This window comes from Pseudorhodoferax sp. Leaf267, assembly GCF_001422405.1.
GTDB lineage: Bacteria > Pseudomonadota > Gammaproteobacteria > Burkholderiales > Burkholderiaceae_C > Pseudorhodoferax.
Window position 1 is genome coordinate 62,899 of sequence record NZ_LMMV01000002.1, and the last position, 21,993, is coordinate 84,891.

The 21,993-nt window shown below is 70.1% G+C and carries 20 protein-coding genes; 6 read left to right on the forward strand and 14 right to left on the reverse strand.

What is annotated here, in order from left to right; all coding sequences use genetic code 11:
* Positions 1-22: 22 nt before the first annotated feature.
* From ASF43_RS07065 to ASF43_RS07080, 4 genes are all read left to right on the forward strand, one after another.
* Positions 23-1,009: a tripartite tricarboxylate transporter substrate binding protein gene (locus ASF43_RS07065; RefSeq protein WP_056178293.1), complete on the forward strand. Its 987-nt coding sequence runs from the start codon at positions 23-25 to the stop codon at positions 1,007-1,009.
* Positions 1,010-1,053: 44 nt separating this feature from the next.
* Positions 1,054-2,010 carry a tripartite tricarboxylate transporter substrate binding protein gene (locus ASF43_RS07070; RefSeq protein ID WP_056178295.1) on the forward strand — a complete coding sequence of 319 codons (957 nt, stop codon included), beginning with the start codon at positions 1,054-1,056 and terminating at the stop codon, positions 2,008-2,010.
* Between the two features lie 87 nt (positions 2,011-2,097).
* On the forward strand, positions 2,098-2,955 hold the full coding sequence (locus ASF43_RS07075; protein WP_056178296.1) for an amidohydrolase: 858 nt from the start codon (positions 2,098-2,100) through the stop codon (positions 2,953-2,955).
* 20 nt (positions 2,956-2,975) lie between these two features.
* Positions 2,976-3,893: an SMP-30/gluconolactonase/LRE family protein gene (locus tag ASF43_RS07080; RefSeq protein ID WP_056178298.1), complete on the forward strand. Its 918-nt coding sequence runs from the start codon at positions 2,976-2,978 to the stop codon at positions 3,891-3,893.
* A gap of 188 nt (positions 3,894-4,081) precedes the next feature.
* On the opposite strand, the gene ASF43_RS07085 is transcribed toward ASF43_RS07080, so the two are convergent.
* From ASF43_RS07085 to ASF43_RS07110, 6 genes are read right to left on the reverse strand one after another with little or no spacing between them, the layout of a single operon-like run.
* Entirely contained in the window at positions 4,082-5,698 is a 1,617-nt protein-coding gene (locus tag ASF43_RS07085; protein ID WP_056178300.1) for a response regulator, read from the reverse strand.
* Positions 5,699-5,703: 5 nt separating this feature from the next.
* Positions 5,704-6,585, reverse strand: coding sequence for a sensor histidine kinase KdpD (locus ASF43_RS07090; protein WP_056178303.1), 882 nt, complete (start codon positions 6,583-6,585; stop codon positions 5,704-5,706).
* Positions 6,586-6,588: 3 nt separating this feature from the next.
* A complete protein-coding gene (locus tag ASF43_RS07095; protein ID WP_056178305.1) occupies positions 6,589-7,599 on the reverse strand; it encodes an ATP-binding protein in 1,011 nt (336 codons plus the stop codon).
* A complete protein-coding gene (locus ASF43_RS07100; protein WP_056178752.1) occupies positions 7,590-7,994 on the reverse strand; it encodes an anti-sigma regulatory factor in 405 nt (134 codons plus the stop codon). The genes ASF43_RS07095 and ASF43_RS07100 overlap by 10 nt, the downstream gene beginning before the upstream one ends.
* Positions 7,984-8,361 carry an STAS domain-containing protein gene (locus tag ASF43_RS07105; RefSeq protein ID WP_056178307.1) on the reverse strand — a complete coding sequence of 126 codons (378 nt, stop codon included), beginning with the start codon at positions 8,359-8,361 and terminating at the stop codon, positions 7,984-7,986. Before ASF43_RS07105 ends, ASF43_RS07100 begins: the two co-directional genes overlap by 11 nt.
* 7 nt (positions 8,362-8,368) lie before the next feature.
* Positions 8,369-9,202: an STAS domain-containing protein gene (locus ASF43_RS07110; protein WP_056178310.1), complete on the reverse strand. Its 834-nt coding sequence runs from the start codon at positions 9,200-9,202 to the stop codon at positions 8,369-8,371.
* Positions 9,203-9,402: 200 nt separating this feature from the next.
* Between ASF43_RS07110 and ASF43_RS07115 the strand changes: the two genes are divergently transcribed.
* Positions 9,403-10,551 carry an AI-2E family transporter gene (locus ASF43_RS07115; protein ID WP_056178312.1) on the forward strand — a complete coding sequence of 383 codons (1,149 nt, stop codon included), beginning with the start codon at positions 9,403-9,405 and terminating at the stop codon, positions 10,549-10,551.
* On the opposite strand, the gene ASF43_RS07120 is transcribed toward ASF43_RS07115, so the two are convergent.
* The 8 genes from ASF43_RS07120 to ASF43_RS07155 all read right to left on the reverse strand — a co-directional run bounded on the left by ASF43_RS07120 (position 10,552) and on the right by ASF43_RS07155 (position 21,217).
* Positions 10,552-12,033, reverse strand: coding sequence for an ATP-binding protein (locus tag ASF43_RS07120; protein ID WP_082497684.1), 1,482 nt, complete (start codon positions 12,031-12,033; stop codon positions 10,552-10,554).
* Positions 12,034-12,098: 65 nt separating this feature from the next.
* Positions 12,099-13,646 carry an ATPase domain-containing protein gene (locus ASF43_RS07125; RefSeq protein ID WP_082497685.1) on the reverse strand — a complete coding sequence of 516 codons (1,548 nt, stop codon included), beginning with the start codon at positions 13,644-13,646 and terminating at the stop codon, positions 12,099-12,101.
* A gap of 156 nt (positions 13,647-13,802) precedes the next feature.
* Positions 13,803-14,621 carry a hypothetical protein gene (locus ASF43_RS07130; protein WP_056178316.1) on the reverse strand — a complete coding sequence of 273 codons (819 nt, stop codon included), beginning with the start codon at positions 14,619-14,621 and terminating at the stop codon, positions 13,803-13,805.
* Positions 14,622-14,795: 174 nt separating this feature from the next.
* Positions 14,796-15,182 (reverse strand): hypothetical protein, encoded by a 387-nt coding sequence (locus ASF43_RS07135; RefSeq protein ID WP_056178318.1) that lies wholly within the window; start codon positions 15,180-15,182, stop codon positions 14,796-14,798.
* 125 nt (positions 15,183-15,307) lie between these two features.
* Entirely contained in the window at positions 15,308-16,414 is a 1,107-nt protein-coding gene (locus ASF43_RS07140; RefSeq protein ID WP_056178320.1) for a hybrid sensor histidine kinase/response regulator, read from the reverse strand.
* Entirely contained in the window at positions 16,411-17,004 is a 594-nt protein-coding gene (locus ASF43_RS07145; RefSeq protein WP_056178322.1) for a chemotaxis protein CheB, read from the reverse strand. Before ASF43_RS07145 ends, ASF43_RS07140 begins: the two co-directional genes overlap by 4 nt.
* Positions 17,001-17,798: a protein-glutamate O-methyltransferase CheR gene (locus tag ASF43_RS07150; protein WP_056178758.1), complete on the reverse strand. Its 798-nt coding sequence runs from the start codon at positions 17,796-17,798 to the stop codon at positions 17,001-17,003. Before ASF43_RS07150 ends, ASF43_RS07145 begins: the two co-directional genes overlap by 4 nt.
* A gap of 23 nt (positions 17,799-17,821) precedes the next feature.
* The gene (locus ASF43_RS07155; protein ID WP_369803245.1) at positions 17,822-21,217 is read right to left on the reverse strand and encodes a response regulator; all 3,396 of its coding nucleotides are present in this window, start codon (positions 21,215-21,217) and stop codon (positions 17,822-17,824) included.
* Between the two features lie 380 nt (positions 21,218-21,597).
* On the opposite strand from ASF43_RS07155, the gene ASF43_RS07160 reads away from it, so the two are divergent.
* Positions 21,598-21,936, forward strand: coding sequence for a GAF domain-containing protein (locus ASF43_RS07160; RefSeq protein ID WP_056178323.1), 339 nt, complete (start codon positions 21,598-21,600; stop codon positions 21,934-21,936).
* The last annotated feature ends 57 nt before the right edge of the window (positions 21,937-21,993 follow it).

Here is a 21,993-nt window from a genome sequence, read left to right on the forward strand (position 1 = left end):
CAAGACATTCTCCGGAGACACCATGACATTCACCTGTGCATCCATCGGCGCGCGCCTGGCCTTGGCACTCACGGCGCTGCTCGCGGCGGGCACGGCCAGCGCGCAGGCCGCCTGGCCCGCCAAGCCCGTGCGCCTGGTCGTCGGCTTCTCGGCCGGCGGCCCGACCGACGTGGTGGCGCGCGCCTTTGCCGACCATGCCGCGCGTGCGCTGGGCCAGCCCTTCGTCGTGGACAACAAGCCCGGCGCCAACACCATCCTGGCGGCCGAGGCCGTGGCCAGCGCGCCGCCCGACGGCTACACGTTGCTGCTGGGCGCGACCAACCACACCATGATCCCGGCGCTGTACGCGAGCCGCGTGAAATTCGACGCGGTCAAGTCGTTCGCGCCGGTCTGCACGCTGGCGGTCAGCCCCACGGTGCTAGCGGTCGGCCCGGCCCTGCCGGTCAAGACGCTCGCGGACTTCTTGCAGAAGGTCAAGGCTGAGCCCGGCGCGCGCACCTATGCCACGCCGGGCAGCGGCAGCTCGGGCCATTTCGCCAGCGCGCAGTTCACGCGGCTGACCGGCACGGCGATGAACCACATCCCGTACAAGGGCGCGGCGCAGGCCGTGACCGACCTCATCGGCGGCCAGGTCGACAGCTCGTTCGCCACGCTGGGCTCGGTGCTGCCGCAGGTGCAGTCCGGCAAGCTCACGGCGCTGGCCGTGGCCTCGCCCCGCCGTTCGCCGCTGCTGCCCGACGTGCCGACCTTCGAAGAGGCCGGCGTGAAAGGCTACAGCGCCGACGCCTGGTATGGCCTGCTGGCGCCGGCCGGCGCGCCGGCCGCGGTGCTGGCCGCGCTCGAGCGCGTCGCGCAGGAGTTCGTGCGCGCCCCCGCCACCGTCGACAAGCTGCGCGGCATGGGCATGCAAGCCCAGGGCCTGTGCGGCGCACCGTTCGCCGCGCAGCTGCAGCGCGAGGTGCGCGACTACAGCCAGCTGGCCCGCGCGCTCGACCTCAAGGCCGAGTGAACGCCTGCCATCCGAACACCATCGAACCCTCAGGAGATCCATCCATGAAGACCATCGTCCGAAGCCTCGTCGTCGCCTGCGCCCTCGTGGCCGGCATCGCGCATGCCCAGTTCGCCGACAAGACCGTCACCATCGTCGTGCCCTACGCCCCCGGCGGCGCGGCCGATGCGCTGGCCCGGGTGGTCGCGCAGCGCCTGGGCACCAGGCTCGGCACCAGCGTGATCGTGGACAACCGCGCGGGCGCCAGCGGCACCATCGGCGAGAGCTATGTCGCCAAGGCCAAGCCCGACGGCACCACGCTGCTGTACGACGCGACGCCGTATTCCATCAACCCGCACCTGTTCCCCAAGATGCCCTATGCCGCGGGCGCGCTGCAGCCGCTGGCCCTGGTGGCGCTGGCGCCCAACGTGCTGATCGTCAAGGCCGACTCGCCCGTCAAGGACGTGAAGGACCTGGTGGCCCGCGCCAAGGCCCAGCCCGGCAAGCTGAACTACGCCTCGGGCGGCAGTGGCACGGTGCAGCGGCTGGCGGCCGAGCTGTTCCGCCAGAAGCTGGACCTGGACATGGTGCACGTGGGCTACAAGAGCGGCGGCCCGGCCATCGTGGACGTGACGGGCGGGCAGGTGGACTTCATGTTCGCCACCGTGGCGGCCTCGTCCTCGCTGATCGAGTCGGGCAAGCTGCGTGCGCTGGCCGTGTCCGGCACCGAGCGCAGCAAGCGCCTGCCGAACGTGCCCACCGTGGCCGAGGCCGCCGTGCCCGGGTACGAGGCCTACGAATGGCACGGCCTGCTGCTGCCGGCCGGCGTGCCCGCCGCCACCGCCGATGCGCTGCACAAGGCCGTGGCCGCGGTGCTGGCCGAAGACGAGGTCAAGCAGCGCTTCGTGGACATGGGCACGCAGCCCGTGGGCTCCACGCCGGCCGAGTTCGCGGCTTTCCTGAAGAAGGAGGACACGAAATGGGCCGAGGTCGTGCGCAAGGGTGGCATCAAACTCGATTAGTCATGAGGCCCCCACGCTCATCGCTTCGCGTATCGCTGCCCCCGTGGGGGGTGCGTCAGCGCCTTCGGGCGGCCGGGCGGCGCTGACATGCCGGTCCCGCATTCCGTGGGTGCGAACCGTCCCGCACGTGCATTGCCCGCCATGGCCTGCGACAGCCACATGCACATCTTCGACCCGCGCTTCGCGCCGTCGCCGCACTGGCCGCGCACGCCGCCGCAGGCCGGGGTGGGCTCTTACCGGCAGCTGCAGCACCGCCTGGGCACGGCGCGCACGGTGGTCGTCACGCCGTCCACCTATGGCACCGACAACGCCTGCACGCTGGACGCGCTGGCGCAGCTGGGCGACGGTGCGCGCGGCGTGGCCGTGGTCGATGCCGAGGTGGCCGATGCCGAGCTCGACCGCCTGCATGCGGCCGGCGTACGCGGACTGCGCGTGAACTTTGTCTCGCCGCAGTCCTGGGGCGCGACCACGCCGCAGATGCTGGACACGCTGGCGCGCAAGGCCGCGCGGCTGGGCTGGCACGTCCAGGTTTTCGCGCAGCCCGAGCAGATCGTCGCGATGGAGCCCGTGCTGGCGTCCCTGCCCGTCCCGCTGGTCATCGACCACATGGGCCGCATCGACCCGGCCGAGGGCCCGGCCAGCGAAGCGTTCGCCGTGCTGCGCCGGCTGCTGGACGCGGGCCACACCTGGGTCAAGCTCTCGGGCGTCTACATGCGTTCGCGCGAGGGCGGGCCGGCCTATGGCGACGCGCAGGCCCTGGGCCGCGCCTTGGTGCAGGCTGCACCCGAGCGCCTGGTCTGGGGCAGCGACTGGCCGCACACGACCGAGGCGCCCGATACGGTGAACGACGCCGACCTGCTCGACGTGCTGCGCGCCTGGTGTGACGAGGATGCCGTCATGGACCGCATCCTTGTCGACAACCCGGCCCGGCTCTACGGCTTTTGATTCTTTCGAGGAGACCTTCGATGTTCCTGCTGCAAGCCCCCGAGGTCCGCGACCTCGACGTCTTCACGTCCATGCCCGCCGCCCTGCGCCGCGCCGAGCGCAGTGAATGGGCCGACGCCAACCGTGGCGGCACCGTCACCGACTCGTTCCTCGAAGGCCCGGTGCTCGACGATGCGGGCAACCTGTACGTGAGCGACATCCCCTGGGGCCGCATCTTGCGCATCGACACGGCAGGCGCCTGGTCGCTGGTCGCCGAGTACGACGGCGAGCCCAACGGCATGAAGTTCATCGACGCGCGCACGCTGCTCATCACCGACTACAAGAACGGCCTCATGCGGCTGGACGTGACGACGGGCCAGGTCACGCCGCACCTGCAGCGCCGCAACTCCGAGCGCTTCAAGGGCGTGAACGACCTGGTGTTCGACGCGGCCGGCAACCTGTACTTCACCGACCAGGGCCAGACCGGGCTGCACGACCCCACGGGCCGGCTGTACCGGCTGCGGCCCGATGGCCAGCTCGACCTGTTGCTTTCCAACGTGCCCAGTCCGAACGGCGTGGCGCTGTCGCCGGACGGCAAGCTTTTGTACGTGGCCGTCACGCGCGGCAACTGCGTATGGCGCGTGCCGCTGCTGCCCGACGGCAGCGTGGCCAAGGTCAGTCAGTTCTTCACGTCCTACGGCCCCAGCGGGCCGGATGGGCTGGCCGTCGACACGCAGGGCAGGGTGCTCGTGGCCAACCCCGGCTTGGGTTACGTGTGGGTGCTCAATGCGCGGGCCGAGCCGGTGCTGGTGCTGCGCGGCCCGGCGGGTGCATCGACGACCAACCTGGCTTTCGGCGGTGAAGACCGGCGCACGCTGTTCGTCACCGACTCCACGCACGGCCAGGTGCTGCAGGCCAGGCTGGACGTGGCTGGCCTGCCGCTGCACCGCAGCCAATAAGCAGCAGTTGCCATCGCGCGACGCGCGACCTGCAGCCAACGATCCGACCCGCAAGCACAAGCTCAGAAGTCCGCGGAGCAGGCCATGCCAGCGGCCGCCGTGCAACGGGCTCCGCTCGGCCGCTGGCGGCGCCCCTGGAGCGGGATGGAATGGCTACACGCAGTGAGCCATTCAAACGGGGTGGTTGATTACCCCAGCAGGCGGCGGATGGCGTTCAGCAGCAGCAGCGGCTCGAACGGCTTGGCCACGTGCAGATCGAAGCCGGACTGCAGCGCCATGTCGCGGTCGTCGGGGCGGCCGAAGGCCGTCAGCGCGATGGCCGGGGCGCGCGGGCCGCCGGCCTCCATGGCGCGCAGCGCGCGCACGAGTGCATAACCGTCCTTGCCGGGCAGGCCGATGTCGCTGATGAGCAGGTCGGGCCGGCGCGTCTGCAGCTGTGCGATGGCCTCGTCGTAGTCACCGGCCACCGCGACATCGGCACCGCGGTCCTCCAGGATGTGGGCCAGCATCTCGGCCGCATCGCGGTCGTCCTCCACCACCAGCACGCGCTTGCCGCCCAGGCTGGCCAGCGACGCATAGTCCAGCCCGGCCGGCATGGACTCGACGGCCTCGTTGGCCGAGGCCGCGGCCTGCACGACGATGGGCAGGTGGATGCGCACCGTGGTGCCGGCGTTCAAGCCCGGGCTGCTGATGCTCACGCTGCCGCCGTGCAGCTCGGCCAGGTGCTTGACGATGGACAGGCCCAGGCCCAGGCCGCCGTGCGCGCGCTTGCCGGGGGCATCGCTCTGGCTGAACTTCTCGAACACGCGGTCGATGAATCCGGGGTCGATGCCCTTGCCGGTGTCGATCACGCCCAGCGTCAGTACGCCGTCGTCCTCGGTCAGTTCCACGCGCACCGCACCGCCGGCGCTGGAGAACTTGATCGCGTTGTTGAAGATGTTCCAGAACATCTGCTGAAAGCGCGCCGGGTCCAGTAGCACGGGGCCGACCGGCGCGATGTCCAGGTGCAGCGTGAGCTTGCGCGACTCGATCATCGGGCGCATCGCGTCGATGGACGACTGCACCAGGGCGGCCGGGTCGGCCAGCTCGCGCTGCAGGTCCAGCTTGCCGGAGTTGATGCGCGAGACGTCCAGGATGTCCGAGATGATGCGGGCCTGCGTCTGCGCGTTGCGGCGGATCGCGTCCAGGCCCTTGGCCACGTCGGGCGCCAGTTCCTTGCGCAGCAGCACATGCGTGTTCATCATGATCGCGTTGAGCGGGTTGCGCAGTTCATGCGACAGCACGGCCACGAAATCGTCCTTGGTGCGGCTGTGGCGCTCGGCGTTGGCGCGCGCGGCCTGCTCGCGTTCCAGCACCAGCTGCTTGTAGCGCTCCTCGGCCTGGCGCAGCTGGTCCTCGGCCGTGCGCGCGCGGATCAGGGCCTGCACCGTGGCGATCAGGATCGCCGGCTCGACCGGGTGCTCCAGGTAGGCGTCGGCACCCGAGTTCAAGCCGGCCACCTTGTCCGAGCTGTCGATGTAGGTGGCCGACAGGTGGACCACGGGCAGCACCACGGTTTCGGTGCGCTCGCGCAGCACGCGGCAGACCGTGAAGCCGTCCATGTCGGGCAGGTGCACGTCCAGCACCACGGCCGACACATCGCCTGCCCGCGCCATTGCGAGCCCGGCCTCGCCGGTCTCGGCCTCGATCACCTCGAAGCCCGCCGCGCGCAGCACGCGGCAGGTCGAATAGCGCGTGGCCGGCGTGTCGTCCACCACCAGCACCTTGTGCCGCGAGCGGTCGATGGTGATGCTGATCTTGTGCATGCTCGTCAACGATGGGCGCCCGTGGCCGATGGCGCGGCCGGGCCGGATTGCAGGGGGATAGTCACGTAGAAGGTCGAGCCCTGGTCGGGCTCGCTCTCCATGGACACGCTGCCACCCAGCAGTTCGGCCAGGCGGCGCGACAGCGACAGCCCCAGGCCGGTGCCGCGCAGGCTCTTCTGGATCGGCGAATCGATCTGCGAGAAGTCCTGGAACATCGCGTGGTGGTATTCCCTGGCGATGCCGATGCCGGTGTCGGCCACCGAGAACACGATCTGGTCGTCCGCCGTGCGGCGCGCCGCGACACGCACCTCGCCGCGCTGTGTGAATTTCAGCGCATTGCTGATGTAGTTGCGCAGGATCTGCGCCAGCTTGCGGTCGTCGCTGAAGACGGCAGGCACGTCCACCGGGTCCTCGAAGACCAGCGTGACGTCGGGGTTGGTCAGCACAGGCTTGAACATGCCGCGCAGCGCCGCGAACAGGTCGACCATGTCGAACCAGGCCTGCGAGACGTCGATGCGGCCAGCCTCGACCTTGGCCAGGTCCAGCAGATCGTTGACCATCTCTGCAAACTCGGCCGTGGTCTGCTGGATGAAGCGCACCTGGCGGTCCTGCTCGTCGGTCAGCGGGCCGTCCAGCCGGTCGATCAGCAGGCGCGCGATGCTCTGGATCGCGCCCAGCGGCGTGCGGAACTCGTGGCTCATGTAGGCCAGGAAGCGGCTCTTGAGCTCGTTGGCCTGGCGCAGAGCCTCGGCCTGCACGTCCAGCTCGGCATACAGCGCGAGCACGCCGCGGTTGGTCTCCTCGAGCTCGGCGGCCAGCGCGGCGACCTGCGCCTGCGCGTCGGCCAGCTGCTCGGCCAGGGGGAGGGTGGTGTCGTCGGAGGCCATGGCTCAGCTCCTTTGCAAGAGCATCACGGTCGCGTCGTCGCGCCCGCGCAGGTGGTGGCGCAGCAGCCAGGCCGCGCCCAGGGCCGGGTCGCGCATGAGCAGCGGCGCCAGCAGCTCGGCCGGCCAGCGCGTCTGCACGCCGTCGCTGTGCAGCACCAGCAGCGCGTGGTCGGGCCAGGGCGCGTCCACGGGCTCGGGCTTGCGCATGTGCACGCCCAGCGTGCCGTGCTGGCTCAGCAGCGTCTTGTTGACCGTGCCCGAGACCATGCGCGTGGTGATGTTGCCGGCGCCGGCGCTGCGCACGGTGCCGGCCTTGGCGTCGGCGATCACATAGGCGGCCGCCGCGCCACGCGTGATGCGCAGGGCCGCGTGGGCCAGCGTGAGTGTCTCGTCCAGCGGCATGAAGGGGGCCTTGGCGAACTGGGCGATGGCGGCCTGCGCGGCCTCGGCCGCCTGCGGACCGTGGCCCAGGCCGTCGGCCATCAGCACGGCGGCGCGCGGCCCGTCCAGGGCCAGCGCCCAGCCGTCGCCGCTGACCGTCTCGCCCGGCGCGCAGACCGCAGCGACGCCGAAGCGGAATGCACGCGCCGGCGGCCTGGCTCGGGCGCGCCGCACACGCGCCACGACCACCGTGCCGCCGGGCACCTCGGAATGCAGGTCGAAGTCGTCGGCCAGCCGGCGCACGGCCCCCAGGCCCGTGCCCGGCGTGCCGCCCGTGGAAAAGCCGTCGCCCAAGGCGCGGGCCGTGTCGGCGATGCCCGGGCCTTCGTCGAGCGAGAGCACTTCGATCTCGGGCACGGCGCCGCCGCGCGCAGCCAGCAGCAGCCGGCCGTGGCGGGCGTGGCGCACGAGGTTGCCGGCCAGCTCGGTCACGACCAGCGCGAGACGGCCGGCCGTGGTGTCGTCCCAGCCCAGCGCGGTTGCCAGCGTGGCAGCATGCCGGCGCGCCTCGCCCACGCGGCTGGCGTCGCCCATGGGAAATGCGGCGTGCGCCGCGCCGTGGATCACTTCCATCGCGTCACGCTCACGCAGGTGCCCGTGCCCACGGTCGATTCGATGTCGAACTCATGGACCAGGCGCCGGCTGCCCGACAGGCCCAGGCCCATGCCCTTGCCGGAGGTCCAGCCGTCCTTGAGTGCCAGGGTGAGGTCGGGGATGCCGGGCCCCTGGTCGACGAAGCGCAGGCGCAGGCCGCGCTTGATGCCGTCTTCCAGCAGCGCCCACTGCATCTCGCCGCCGCCGCCGTAGGTCACGGTGTTGCGCGACAGCTCGCTGGCCGCGGTGATCATCTTGGTCTGGTCGACCAGGCTGAAGCCCAGCTGCTGCGTGAGCCGGCGCACGTGCTGGCGGCTGGCCACGATGTCGGCCTCGGCCCGCAGCGGCATCGTTCCCTCGGGCTCAGTGTTCATCGAGATGGTCTCCACTGCGCGCGGCCTGCAGCAGCTGCATGCCGCGGCGCACGTTCAGCGCGGTCTTCACGCCGTCCAGCGACAGGCCCAGTTCCACGAGCGTGATGGCCACGGCCGGCTGCATGCCGACCACCACCGTGGTGGCGTCTAGCACGCTGGCGATGCCCGAGATCGAGGCCAGCATGCGGCCGACGAACGAGTCCACGATCTCCAGCGCCGAGATGTCGATCAGCACGCCGTCGGCGCCCGTGGCCTCGATCTTGTTGGCCAGGTCGTCCTGCAGCAGCAGGGCCGTCTGGTCTTCCATGTCCACCTGGATGGTCACGAGCAGCGCGCTGCCCATCTGCAGGATCGGGATGCGGTACATGGCGGCCTCAGGATTTCGTCACGGTGTAGCCGCCGCGCTTGAGCGCCAAGGCCAGGGCCGCGGCCAGCGTGGCCTTGGTGGTCACGCCCTGCAGGTCCACGCCCAGGTGCACGATGGTCTGCGCGATCTGCGGGCGCACGCCGCTGATGATGCAGTCCGCACCCATGAGCCGGATGGCGGTGACGGTCTTGAGCAGGTGCTGCGCGACCAGCGTGTCCACGGTGGGCACGCCCGTGATGTCGATGATGGCCAGCTCCGATTCGGTCTCGACGATGCGCTGCAGCAGCGCCTCCATCACCATTTGCGTGCGCGCCGAGTCCAGCGTGCCGATCATGGGCACGGCCAGCACGCCGTCCCACAGCTTGATGACGGGTGTGGAGAGCTCGAGCAGCTCGTCTTGCTGGCGCTTGATGATCTCTTCGCGCGAGCGCTGGAAGGCCGTCACGGTCCAGTGCGCCATGGCGTCGAGCTTGGTGGTCACGCTGGTCACGGCTTGCAGCAGCGTCTTGCTGTCCTTGCCCAGGCGGCGCTGCAGTGCGGCGAACACGGGCAGCTTCAGGGCCAGCACGAAGGCGCTGGTGTCACCCGCGTTCTGGCCCTGCGCCGCGCGCGAGGCCGACAGCGATTCCAGCACCTTCCTCGTGGTCGACCAGCCGGGCGAGGCCAGGTCGTCGGCACCGTCGGAGTGCAGCGCGCCGATCAGGGCCTTGAGCAGATCCTGCGCTTCGGACTTGGCGCTGATCGAGGGGCTCTTGCCCTGGGCCGCGGAGAGCCAGCTACCCAACAGGTCTGCCTCGTCTTCCTGTAGGACGGCGAGCAATGTTTGGTCGTGGGAAGCCATGGATACCTTTCGCTGAGGAACTGAAATAGCCCGCGTACGGTGAGGGCGTTTGGATTCTAGGAGCGCCCCACCGAGTGCCAGCCTTCCGGCTGCAACTCGCGGCGTTGTCCTGCACACATCCGGGCGCGGCGCCCGCAACGCGTCACATGTATGCCGGCGCACGATCCGCGTCATCTGGAAATTCGGCACAGGACAAGGCGATGGCAGGCGAACAAGAGCAGAACCCACCCGCGCCAGACAGTGGCCATGTGCTCCCGGATGCGGCCGTCAACATGCGCAACGCCTCGCTGGCGGTGCTCACTGTGCTGGCCTGTGTCTTCGCGCTGCAATGGGCGGCGCCGGTCTTCATCCCGCTGATGCTGAGCCTGCTGCTGACCTACGCACTGTCGCCCGCCGTGGTGTGGCTCGCGCGCTGGCACATCTCCCCCTGGATCGGATCGGCCGTGGTGCTGCTGAGCCTGGTGGGCGCCATGGGCTGGACCGCCTGGTCCCTGTCGGCCAGCGCTGGTTCCCTGCTCGATTCCTTGCCGGTGGCGGCGCAGAAGCTGCGCCTGATCATGCTGAGCGGGGGCAAGAACGACGTCAGCGCGTTGCAGACGGTGCAACAGGCCGCGGCGCAGCTGGAGCAGGCGGCCGAGGCCTCGGCCGCCAAGGAACTGCCGCGCCGCGGTGTCACGCGTGTGGTGATCGAACGGCCGCGCTTCAACGTGCGCGACTACCTGTGGACCGGCACGGTGGGCCTTATGAGCGCGGCCGCGCAGATGACCATGGTGGTGTTCCTCACCTACTTCGCGCTGGGCTCGGGCACCACCTTCCGGCGCAAGCTCGTCAAGATCAGCGGAGCCAGCCTGCAGAAAAAGAAGATCACCGTCCACGTGCTGGACGACATCGCGGCCAACGTGGAACGCTACCTGCTAGTGCAGATCCTGACCAGCGCGCTCGTGGGCGTTGCCACGGGCCTGACCTTCTGGGCCTTCGGGCTGGACAACGCGGCGGTGTGGGGCATCGTGGCTGGCGTGACCAACCTGATTCCGTACCTGGGCTCGATGCTGGTCATGGTGGGCGCGGGCCTGCTGGCGCTGCTGCAGTTCAACAGCTACGAGACGGCCGCGTTGATCGCCGGCAGCTCGCTGCTGATCCACATGCTGGTGGGCCAACTGCTGGTGCCGTTCCTGACCAGCCGCACCAGCCGCATGAACCCGGTGGCCGTGTTCGTGGGCGTGATCTTCTGGGGCTGGCTCTGGGGCATCCCGGGCCTGCTGCTGGGCATCCCGATCATGATGGTCATCAAGGCGGTCTGCGACCACGTGGAAGACCTGCAGCCGATAGGCGAGCTGCTCAGCGACTGATCAGGCGGGCTGCAGCGTCTGCAGGATGGCCATGAGGTGGTCCACGTCCAGCGGCTTGACCAGGTGGTGGTCGAACCCCGCGGCGCGCGTGCGCTCGCGGTCGCGCGCCTGGCCCCAGCCGGTCAGCGCCACCAGCACCATGCCGGCATGGGCCGGATCGTTGCGGATGTGGCGCGCCAGCTCGCAGCCGTCCATGCCGGGCATGCCGATGTCCAGGATGGCCAGCGTGGGCAGCTCGCCGGCCAGCCGTTCCAGCGCGGCCTGGCCGCTGTAGGCCACGGTCACTTCGAAGCCCAGCGCATCCAGGAACTCGGCCAGCGTGTCGGCAGCGTCGTGGTTGTCGTCGACCACCAGGGCCTTGGCCGTGTGCACGGGCATGGCGGCCGGCGCGGCGGCGACGGGCGCGGGCGGCGCTGCCTGCACGCTCTGCAAGGGCAGGCGCACCGAGAATTGCGCGCCCTGGCCCAGGCCGGCGCTGGCCACATCGACGCGGCCGCCGTGCAGCTCGACCAGGCTGCGCACCAGCGTCAGCCCGATGCCCAGCCCGCCCTGGGCCGTCTTGGCCGTGCCGCTGGCCTGCACGAACATGTCGAAGATCGAGCCCAGCATCTCGGGCGCGATGCCGATGCCGTTGTCGCGCACGTCCACGATGGCCTGGTCGGCGTCGCGCCGGGCTGCCACGGCGATGTGGCCGGCACGCGGGGTGTACTTGGCAGCGTTGTTGAGCAGGTTGGAGAACACCTGCGTCAGCCGCACGCCGTCGCCCTGCAGCACCAGGGGCTCGGCCGGGATGTCCACCTCGAACTGGTGCTGGGCCCTGTCCAGCAGCGGCCGGCTCAGCTCGATGGCGTCACCCAGCACCCGCTGCAGCTCCACGGGCGCCAGGTCCAGCTCGATCTTGCCGCGCGTGATGCGCGAGACCTCCATGAGGTCGTCCACCAGCCGCACCATGTGGTCGATCTGGCGCCGCATCATGGCGTAGTGCCGCGTGGCCTCGGCCGGCTCGGGCTTCTTGCGGTCCAGCAGCGAGATCGCGGTCAGCAGCGGCGCCAGCGGGTTGCGCAGCTCGTGCGCCAGCGTGGCGAGGAACTCGGTCTTGCGCTGGTCGGCCTCGCGCAGGCCCTGCAGCGTGGCACGCAGGTCGTACTGGCGCAGGCGTGCCCGCATGGCCGAGCGCACCGAGCTCACGAACGACGCCACGCGCACGGGTCGCTCGATCACGGTCACGTTGGCGGCCGTGGCCATGGCCTCGCCGATGGCGCGCGAGTCCGCGCCCGGGCGGGCCAGCACCAGCAGCGGCAGGTCGGACCAGGCCGGCTGCTCGGCCAGCGCGCGTTTCATGGCCGGGGCGGCCGGATCGGTCAGGGCTTCCTCGGCGAGCAAGATGGCGCCGGCCCCACGGCCCATCTCATGGACCAGCTCTTCGAGCGTGGCAAAGGGCTGGGCGTCGAAGCCGGCGCGCCGCAGCACCGTTTCGGCCATGTCGGCGTCCCTGGACGTCGGGGCCCGCATCAGGATGCGGTGTTCGACGGGGCCCGGGCCAGCCGTCACGTGGTGGCCCGGTTGGGGGTGTTGGACGTCGGCACGCCGGTCAGGATGCCGCGGAACTGCCGCAGCGGCTGCCCGATCCGGATGCCGGTGCTGTCCATCGAGAACTCGCGGATGGAGCGCTCGTGCGCACCGCCGCGCTTCTTGAGCACCGAGATCGCCTGGCGCACCTCGCCATCGGCTTCGAAGTAGCGCAGCAGCACCACCGCGTCGGCGAGGTAGCTGGCGTCCACCGGCGACTTCATGTTCATGCCGATCAGGCCGTGCTGCGCACCGACCAGCAAGGTGGCCACGCCGCACTGGCCCAGGTAGGTCAACAGCTCGTGCAGCTGCACGATCAGGAAGCGCTCGTCGGGCATCGCGTTCAGATAGCCGTTCAGGCTGTCGATCACGATGACGCGCGCCTCGCGCTCGGTGACCGCGACCCGGATCAGGTGCACGAACTCGCCGGGCGACAGCTCTGCCGGGTCCACCTGCCGCAGGTGGATGTGGCCCGACTCGATGTGGGGCGCCAGGTCCATGCCCATGCCCTCGCAACGTGTGCGCAGCGTGTTGATGCTCTCGTCGAAGATGAACAGCGCCGCATGTTCGCCGCGCTGGGCAGCCGCCATGGCGAACTGCACGGCGACAGTGGACTTGCCCGTGCCCGGCGCGCCGACGAACAGGCTGCTGGTGCCGCGCTCCAGGCCGCCGCCGAGCAGGGCGTCCAGCTCGGGCAGCCCGCTGGGCATGCGCGTCTGGGTGATCGGCGGCGTGTGTTCGGCGGCCACGAGGCGGGGGTAGACCTGCAGCCCGCCGCGCACGATCTTGTAGTCGTGAAAACCCCCGCGGTAAGCCTGGCCGCGGAACTTGGCCACGATGAGACGGCGCCGCACCGAGCCGTAGTCCGAATGCATCTGCTCCAGCCGCACGACGGCGTGCGAGATGCTCTGCACCTGCAGGTCGTGCTCGACCGCGGTCATGTCGTCCAGCAGGAGTACGGTGCAGTTGCGCCCGGCGAAAAACTGCTTGAGCGCAAGGATCTGGCGCCGGTATCGCAGCGAATTGCCGGCCAGCAGGCGCAGTTCGGACAGCGAATCGAACACCACGCGCGTGGGACGGATCGCGTCCACGTCGGCCAGGATGCGCAACGTCGTCTCGCTGAGCTCCACCTCTGAAGGGTGGAACATCGTGTACTGCTCATCAGGCTCCAGCGAGTCGGGCGTGGGCAGCATCTCGCGCACATGGACGCCCTGCAGGTTCCACCCATGCGAACGCGCCACGCCGGTGAGCTCGTTGGCCGTCTCCGACAGCGTCACATACAGCACGGGCTCGCCGCGTTGCGCGCCTTCCATGAGGAATTGCAGCGCAATCGTGGTCTTGCCGGAGCCCGGCGTGCCCTCCAGCAGGTACAGGCGGTTGGAGGTCAGACCGCCGCCCAGGACGGCGTCCAGGCCAGGCACGCCGGTGTGCACCTGGTCGGGCGCCGTGTCGGGAGAGGTGGAGGTTTGCGCTTGCGGCACGGCGGCATCCAGTTGTCGTTGTGGCTGTCGTGCCTTTATACCCATGGCACGCGCGGGCCTGGGTAGGCGGACGCGCGCAGCCGCTGCAGTGCAGCGCGTGCCATGCGCAAATGCGGCGGCGTCCTACACGCCCTGGCCCCGCGATGTGCGGCCAGAAAAAGGGCGCCACGCAGGCGCCCGGTTGGTCAAGCGCTGCGCGCCTTACTTGGTGCCGGAAGTACCGCCGCCGGAGGCCGCGCCGCCGCCCGTGCGCTTGCCGGTGTCGGCGCCGGCCGACTCGCTGCGCTGGGGATCGCCGGCCGGGCGGTTCTTGCGCCACTCGCTGAACTCGTCCGAAAACTTCTTGTAGCGCTCACCGCGCCAGGAGTGGTAGTCGTTGTCCAGGTTGCGCACCTGCTCGTCGCGCCACTGCTGGTAGTCCGGGTCCCAATGGCCCTGGTGGCGCCCACCGCCCTGGTTGGAGCCGTAGCCCAGCTGGTCGCTGCTGCCGCCGTAGTTCTGCGCGCCGGCATAGGCGCCGGTGTTGGACTGGTAGCCGCCCGATCCGCCCTGGAAGCGGCCGCGGTCGCGTTGATCCTCCTGGCCCCAGTAGCCGGCCTGCGGCTGGCCCTGGTCGTAGGGGTTGTAGCCGCGCCGCTGGTCCTGGCTGCGGTAACCCTGGTCGAAATCCTGCGTGCCGTAGCCGCCATAGCCCTGGTTGCCCTGCCGGCCCTGGTAGGGGTCGTAGCGCTGACGGTCCTGGTGGCCATAGCTGCTCGCGCCGCCGTAGCCGCCGCTGGGCTGGTTGTGCACGTCGGGTGCACCGAAGCGCCCGTAGCTGGCCTGCGTCGGGTCGTTGCGGCTCAGGTCGTCACGGTCGCCACGGTAGGAGGACGCATCACGCCCGCCGTACTGCCGCTCGTCACGCCCACTGCCGTACTGGCCGCCGTACTGGCGGTTGCTGTCGGCGTACTGGTCCTGCTGCCGACCATCGTGGTCGCGGTAGTCGCTTTGCTGGTTCCGGTGGTCACGTTGTGCCATTGCTGTTCCTTTCGCGATTGCGGTTGGGGTTGCTGGTCACAGTCCCGTCGTGCGCTGCGGTGTCGCGGCGAGACCGTAGGGAGCACCTTGCGCCGACGGCCCGAGCTGCTGCGACGGCCCATTGCGCAAGCACCGGTAGGACGCTTCCGACCAGCCGGCGCCGCGTGCGCAGCCCTACTGGCTGGCCTTTTCCGCCGGCATGGGCACGGCGGACGAAGCACCGGACACCGGTGGCGGCATGGCCTGGCCCATGGGCTCGCTCGCGCTCGATGCGGGCGGCATGGCGCCACTGCCCGTCACGCCGCCGGCCGCGCCGCTGCCGGACGCGCCGCCGGTGTTGCCGCTGCCGGAGGGGCCCGTGCTGCCGCCGGCCGGGCCGTCCGGCGCGGTGGGCATGGCCGCCGGTGCGCTGCTGGTGGCAGCGGGCGGGTTGGCACTACTGCCGGCAGCGCCGGGCGTGGGCGCCTCGTTGCGCTGGCAGGCGGCCAGCAACAGCGTGAGGGCGATGGCAGTGGCCCCTGTCAGGCTTTTGACGGGCAGTGTGGTCGTGGATGAGGGCATGGTGTCTCCAAAGTGTTGCGGGGCAGCCGAGGATCGGTCCATCGATCGTGGGTGCCGGCAGCATCAGCCGCTGTAGGACCAGCCCAACAAGCCATGCCGGTCATGCGAGCGCATGACTCAGCGGTTCAGTGGCCGGCTGCGCCTGCCGCACTGCGGGGCAGCACGAGCGTGAAGCTGGTCCGCCCCGCGCTGGAGGCGACCTGCAGCGTGCCGCCATGCGCCCAGACGATCTGCTGCACGATGTACAGCCCCAGGCCCAGGCCCTCGGCGCGGTTGGTCGAGGTGCGGCCGCTGCGGAACGGGTCGAAGATGTGGGGCAGCATGTCCTCGGGAATGACGCCGCCGTTGGCCACGCGCAGGACCACACGGTCGGGCGCACCGCCGTCGATGTGCAGCTCCACCGGCTCGGCCGTGCCATGGCGCAGCGCGTTGCCGACCAGGTTGAACAGCACCTGGGTCATGCGGTCCTCGTCCCACGCGCCCAGCATGTCGCCGCTGGTGTCGAGCTGCACGCGCTTGTCGGGGAAGGTGCAGGCACGCTCCTGCGCCACGCGCTCGGCCAGCTGGCCCAGGTCGAAGCGCGTGCGCGCCACCGGCATGCCTTCGCCCACGCGCGTGCGGGCCAGGTCCAGCAGGTCTTCGATCATGCGGCCCATCCAGCGGCCGCTGCGCAACAGGCGCGCGCCGACTGTGCTGACGGACTCGTCCGGGCGCCGGGCCAGCACCTCGGCCGCCATCATCATGGCCGAGAGGGGGCCGCGCAGGTCGTGGCCCAGCACGGCCGTGAACATCTCGTGCAGCCGCAGCGTCTCGGTGCGCTCCTGCAGGTTCTGCGCCAACTGCTGCTTTTGCCGGTGCAGCTGGAAGAACACGTCGGCCTTGCTGCGCAGCATGTGCGGCTCGACGGGCTTGTAGAGGAAGTCCACCGCGCCGGCCTCGTAGCCCTTGAACATGCGGTGCGCGTCGCGCGAGCCGGCGGTCACGAAGATGATGGGCACGTGGCGCGTGCGCTCGATGCCGCGCATGGTCTCGGCCAGCTCGAAGCCGTCCATCTCGGGCATCTGCACGTCGAGGATGGCCAGCGCCACGTCGTGCACGAGCAAAAGCTCCAGCGCCTCCATGCCCGAGCGCGCCTGCAGCAGCTCCACGCCGTCGCGCTGCAGCAGCGCGGCCAGCGCGAGCAGGTTTTCGTCCAGGTCGTCGACGATCAGGCACTTGACGGGCATGGTCATCGGGCGCTCTCCGTGGCCAGCGTCGCCAGCAGCGCGGCCAGCTGCGGCAGCGTGAGCACGTAGTCGGCCGGGCCCGCGGCCAGCGCGCACTCGGGCATCAAGGGCATGAGGGCATCGGCCGGGTCCTGCACGGCAGCCAGGCCGCCGGCCGCGCGGATCGCGACGAGGCCGGCCGCACCGTCCTGGTTGCCGCCGGTCAGCACCACGCCCAGCAACGCGGCGCCGTACAGTTCGGCCGCCGACTGGAACAGCACGTCGATCGAAGGGCGCGAGTAGTGCACGGGCTCGTCCACCGACAGCGCCAGCTGCGGGCCGGCATCCACCAGCAGGTGGTAGTCCGGCGGGGCGAAGTAGACGGTGCCGGGCGCGATGGGCTCCTTGTCCTGGGCCTCGCGCACGGGCACGGCGCACTTGGGCGCGAAGATGTCCACGAGCAGGCTGCGGCGCTCGCGCGGCAGGTGCAGCACCACGAACACGGGCGCGCGCAGGCCGGCGGGCAGGGCCGGCAGCAGGGCCGTCAAGGCCTCCACGCCGCCGGCGGAGGCGCCGATCACGACGGCCTCGATGCGCGCTGGCAAAAGGCTCGTCATGCGACCTGCTTCTGGTAGATGCGCTCGTCGCGGACGAAGTCCGAGAACGCATCGGCACTGCTGGAAAAGCGCAGCGACTCCTTGCTGCCCAGGCCCAAAAAGCCCTTGCGGCACAGCGCGTCGCGGAACAGGCCGAGCGCCCGGTCCTGCAGCGCGCGGTCGAAATAGATCAGCACGTTGCGGCACGACACCAGCTGCACTTCGGCGAACACGCTGTCGGTGGCCAGGCTGTGGTCCGAGAACACGACCTGCTGGCGCAGGCTCTTGTCGAACACCGCGCGGCCATAGGCGGCGGTGTAGTAGTCCGACAGCGAGCTGCGCCCGCCCGCGCGCTGGTGGTTCAGCGTGAACGCGGCGATGCGGTCCAGGTCGTAGACGCCGGCCTCGGCGCGCTGCAGGGCCTGCGGGTTGATGTCGGTCGCGTAGATCAGCGTGCGCTGCAGCAGGCCTTCCTCGCGCAGCAGGATGGCCAGCGAGTACACCTCTTCGCCGGTGCTGCAGCCGGCCACCCAGACCTTGAGCGACGGGTAGGTGCGCAGCAGCGGCACGACCTCGTTGCGCAGCGCCAGGAAGTAGGGTGGGTCGCGGAACATCTCGCTGACCTGCACCGTCATGTAGTCCAGCAACTGGGGGAAGAACGCCGGCTCGTGCAGCACCTTGTCCTGCAGCTGCGAGACGGTCTCGCACGAGAAGCGGGCCATCGCGGCCTTGAGCCGGCGCCGCATCGAGGCGCCCGCATAGCCACGGAAGTCGAAGTGGTACTTCAGGTAGATCGCGTCCACGAGCAGGCCCATCTCGATGTCGAAGGTGCGGTCGGTCACTTCGGCATCCACACGCGTACCAGCGACAGCAATTTCTCCACATCCAGGGGCTTGGCGATGTAGTCGTTGGCGCCGGCGGCCAGGCTCTTTTCCTGGTCGTCGCGCATGGCCTTGGCGGTGAGCGCGATGATGGGCAGGGCCTTCCAGTGCGCCTGCTTGCGGATCTCGCGCATGGCCGTGAGGCCGTCCATCTCCGGCATCATGATGTCCATGAGCACGAGGTCGATGGCGGCGTCGGGGCCGGCCCTGGAGCGCTCCAGCGCCGACAGGGCTTCGATGCCGTTGCGCGCCAGCACGATCTTGGCGCCCTTGGGCTCCAGCACGCTGGTCAGCGCAAAGATGTTGCGCACGTCGTCTTCCACGACCAGCACGGTGCGGCCCTCGAGCGTGGCGTCGCGGTCGCGTGCCATCTTGAGCAGGCGCTGGGCCTCGGCCGGCAGCGTGGACTCGACTTGGTGCAGGAACAGCGTGACTTCGTCCAGCAGCCGCTCGGGCGAGCGCGCGTCCTTGATGATGATGGACTTGGAGAAGCGGCGCAGCTGCTGCTCCTCTTCGCGCGTGAGGGAGCGGCCGGTGTAGACGATGACGGGGGGGAAGGACGTGTTGTCCTGCGCCGCCATCTGTTCCAGCAGCTCGTAGCCGGACAGGTCGGGCAGGTTCAGGTCCATGATCATGCAGTCGAAGGTGCGATCGGCCAGCGCGGCCAGCGCAGCGCCGGCGTCGGCCACGGTGGCGATCTCCACGTCGGGGCTGCCCAGCAGCTGGCGGATGCTGTCGCGCTGGCGCTCGTCGTCTTCCACCACCAGCACGCGGCGCAGGCCCTGCGAGAACTTGGCCTCCAGCCGGTGCAGCGCATCGACGAGTTGCGCCCGCTTGACGGGCTTGAGGTCGTAGCCGAGCGCGCCGCGCTGCATGGCCTCCTGCGTGTAGTCGGCCACCGAGAGCACGTGCACCGGGATGTGGCGCGTGCGCGCGTCGTGCTTGAGCTGGTCCAGCACGCCCAGGCCCGAGTGGTCGGGCAGGTTCATGTCCAGCAGGATGGCGCTGGGCCGGTAGGTGAGCGCGGCCGCGAGGCCTTCGTTGGCGCTGTGCGTCAGCACGCACTGGAAGTCCATCTCGTGCGCCAGGTCGCGCAGGATGGCGGCGAAGCGCAGGTCGTCCTCGACCACGAGGATCAGCCGCGCGCCGGGTTGCAACGTGTGGCGGTCATCCTCCAGTCGCTGCGCAGCGGGCGCCGTGGTGGGTGCGGGCACCGGGGCGGTGCGCAGCGCCGCCACGCGGGGCGGTGCCACGGCGGGCGTGGGCGCGGGCAGGGCGGGGGCCGCGTCGGGCGCCGGTGCCACGTAGCGCTCGGGCAGCACCAGCGTGAACACGCTGCCCTGGCCGGGCGTGCTGGCCACGGACAGGTCACCGCCCAGCAGCACGGCCAGGTCGCGCGAGATCGACAGGCCCAGCCCGGTGCCGCCGTATTTGCGGTGCGTGCTGCCGTCGGCCTGGCGGAACGCCTCGAAGATCAGGCCCTGCTGCTCGGGCGCGATGCCGATGCCGGTGTCGCGCACGGCGAACGCGATGCGGCCGTCCTCGGTCGGCGACAGCGTCACGCGCACCTCGCCCTGGCTCGTGAACTTCAGCGCGTTGGACAACAGGTTCTTCAGGATCTGGCCCAGGCGCTGCGCATCGGTGTGGATCTGCGCCGGCGTGCCGGGCGTCATCTCGAACTGCAGCGCCAGGCCCTTCTGGTCGGCTGCCGGCCGCATGCTGCGGACCAGGCCTTCGACCATGCCGGCCAGGCGCACCGGTTCGGCGTGCACCTCGACCTTGCCGGCCTCGATTTTGGAAAGGTCCAGGATGTCGTTGATCAGGTTCAGCAGGTCGTTGCCGGCCGACGAGATGGTCTGCGCGAACTTGACCTGCTCGACCGTCAGGTTGCCGCTCTTGTTGTCGGCCAGCAGCTTGGCCAGGATGAGCGTGGAGTTCAGCGGCGTGCGCAGCTCGTGGCTCATGTTGGCCAGGAACTCGCTCTTGTATTGGTTGGAGCGCTCCAGCTCCGCGGCCTTGGTCGTCAGCACCTCTTGCGCCTGCGTCAGGTCTTCCTTCTGGTGCTCCAGCAGCTGGGCCTGCTCCTCGAGCTGCGCGTTGTTCTCTTCGAGCTCGCTCTGCTGCGTCTCCAGCTGCGCCTGCGACTCGCGCAGCGCGCGGCTCTGCTCTTCCAGCTCTTCGTTGGAGACGCGCAGTTCTTCCTGCTGGGCCTGCAGTTCCTCGCTCTGGCGCTGGGTCTCCTCCAGCAGCTCTTCGAGCCGCGTGCGGTCGCGCGCGCTGCGCACGGCCACTGCCAGCAGCTCGGACACGCGTTCGAGCAGTTGCGCATCGGTATCGCGCAGGTGGCGCGCGAAGCCCAGTTCGACGACCGCGCGCACGCTGCCGTCCAGCCGCGCCGGCGCGATCAGCAGCTCGCGCGGGTTGGCACTGCCCAGCGTGGAGCTGATGGGCAAATAGCCCTCGGGCACGTCGCTGACGCGCAGCGTGCGTTGGTCCTTGGCGGCCTGGCCCAAGAGACCATCGCCGGGCCGGATGCGCAGGCCGTCAGCAGGCGCGGCGAACGCGGCCACGCGGTGGAAGCTGCCGTCGCTCTCGGCCACGTACAGCGCGCCGACCTGCGCGTCCAGGTACTCGGCCAGGAAGCTGAGCACGCGGTCGCCCAGGGCTTCCAGGCGGTGCTCGCCCTGCACGCGCAGGCTCAGGCCGGCCTGGCCAGCGCGCAGCCAGACTTCGTCTTCCCGCATGCGGTGGTCGCGCACGGCCAGGGCCGCGGCCACGAGGATCAGCACCAGCAAGGCTGCCGCGCCGCCGCCCTGGACCTGGGAGGACTGCGTGACGGCCAGGCGCCATTCCTCCTGCCGCTCCTTCAGCCGCTGCTGTTCGGCGGCCCGCGTTTCATCGACCAGGTTGCGGACCTGGTCCATGGCCTCCTTGCCGCGGTCGCTCAGCACGATGGCCAGCGCGCCCGTGCCATCGCCGGCGCGGCGCAGCGCGATGGTCTGCGCCAGCTCCTCGAGTTTGATGTCGGCGTAGCGCTGCAGCAGCTCCAGCCGCTCCAGCTGGCGCGGGCTGTCGGCCAGCAGCTCGGTGAGGCGCTCGAAGTGGCCGACCATCTGCACGCGCGCGGTGGTGTAGGGGCCGAGGTAGCGTTCCATGCCTGTGAGCAGGTAGCCGCGCTGGCCGGTCTCGGCGTCCTTGATCGTCGAGACCAGCAGCTGCAGCTGCTCCATGGCAGCCGAGCTCTGCGTGACGCGCTGCGCCGTCACGGCGCGTGTCTCCAGGGACTTGAACGAGAACCAGGCGATCAGCAGCACGGCCACGATGGCCACGGCAAAGCCCGTGAGCGTGGCCACGGGCAAAGGCAGCCGTGCGCCGCCTGGGGCTTGCGTGGATGCCGAAAGACGCAGATCCGCGCCGGTCACGGCGACGGCGCGCGCGGGTGGCCCGGCGACGTACGTATGGAAGTGGCCGAAGCGGAATGGCAAAGAAACGCAGACATGAAGTGCAGGATTCTAGAAACCGGCAGCCCGAGTTTCTGTAGGAGCCGTCCTATGCGTCTGTCGGATGAACGGCCCAGTGCCACCGCCTGACGCCGCTTAGAATTTTCGCGATGCGCCCCAAGATCCTGCTGTTTCGCACCGCCCTTGAGACTGCGGGCATCAATGCCAGCCTGGCCGTGCTGAACGGCGGCATCGCGCACCGCTAAAGCGGCGTCTTCCGGCTCGACGGCGACTTGCTGACCAACACCCATCTTTATGACAAGCAGGGCGAGCCGCCCCTGCCGGGCTTGAGCAGCGTGCTACTGACTGACAGCTTCTGCCAGGTGGTGCTGCGCGACGGTGGGCTGTGCATGGAAGACTCCACGCACGACGCGCGCGTGGCGGGAAGCCCGTATCAAGGCATGGTCGTGGCCTACCACGGCGTGCCCATCACCAGCGACAGCGGCGAACTGGTCGGCACGCTGTGCCATTTCGACCTGCGCCAGCAGCTCCTGCCGGACGACGAATTCGAATGCCTGCAGCAGGCCGCGCGCCTGCTGGGCGCCCACGCGGCGCTGCTGGCTGCGGCCTGAGATCCACGCCGCGCCCGCGCGGACCTCTCCCCTATACTGCCCTGCGACGCGGCCTGC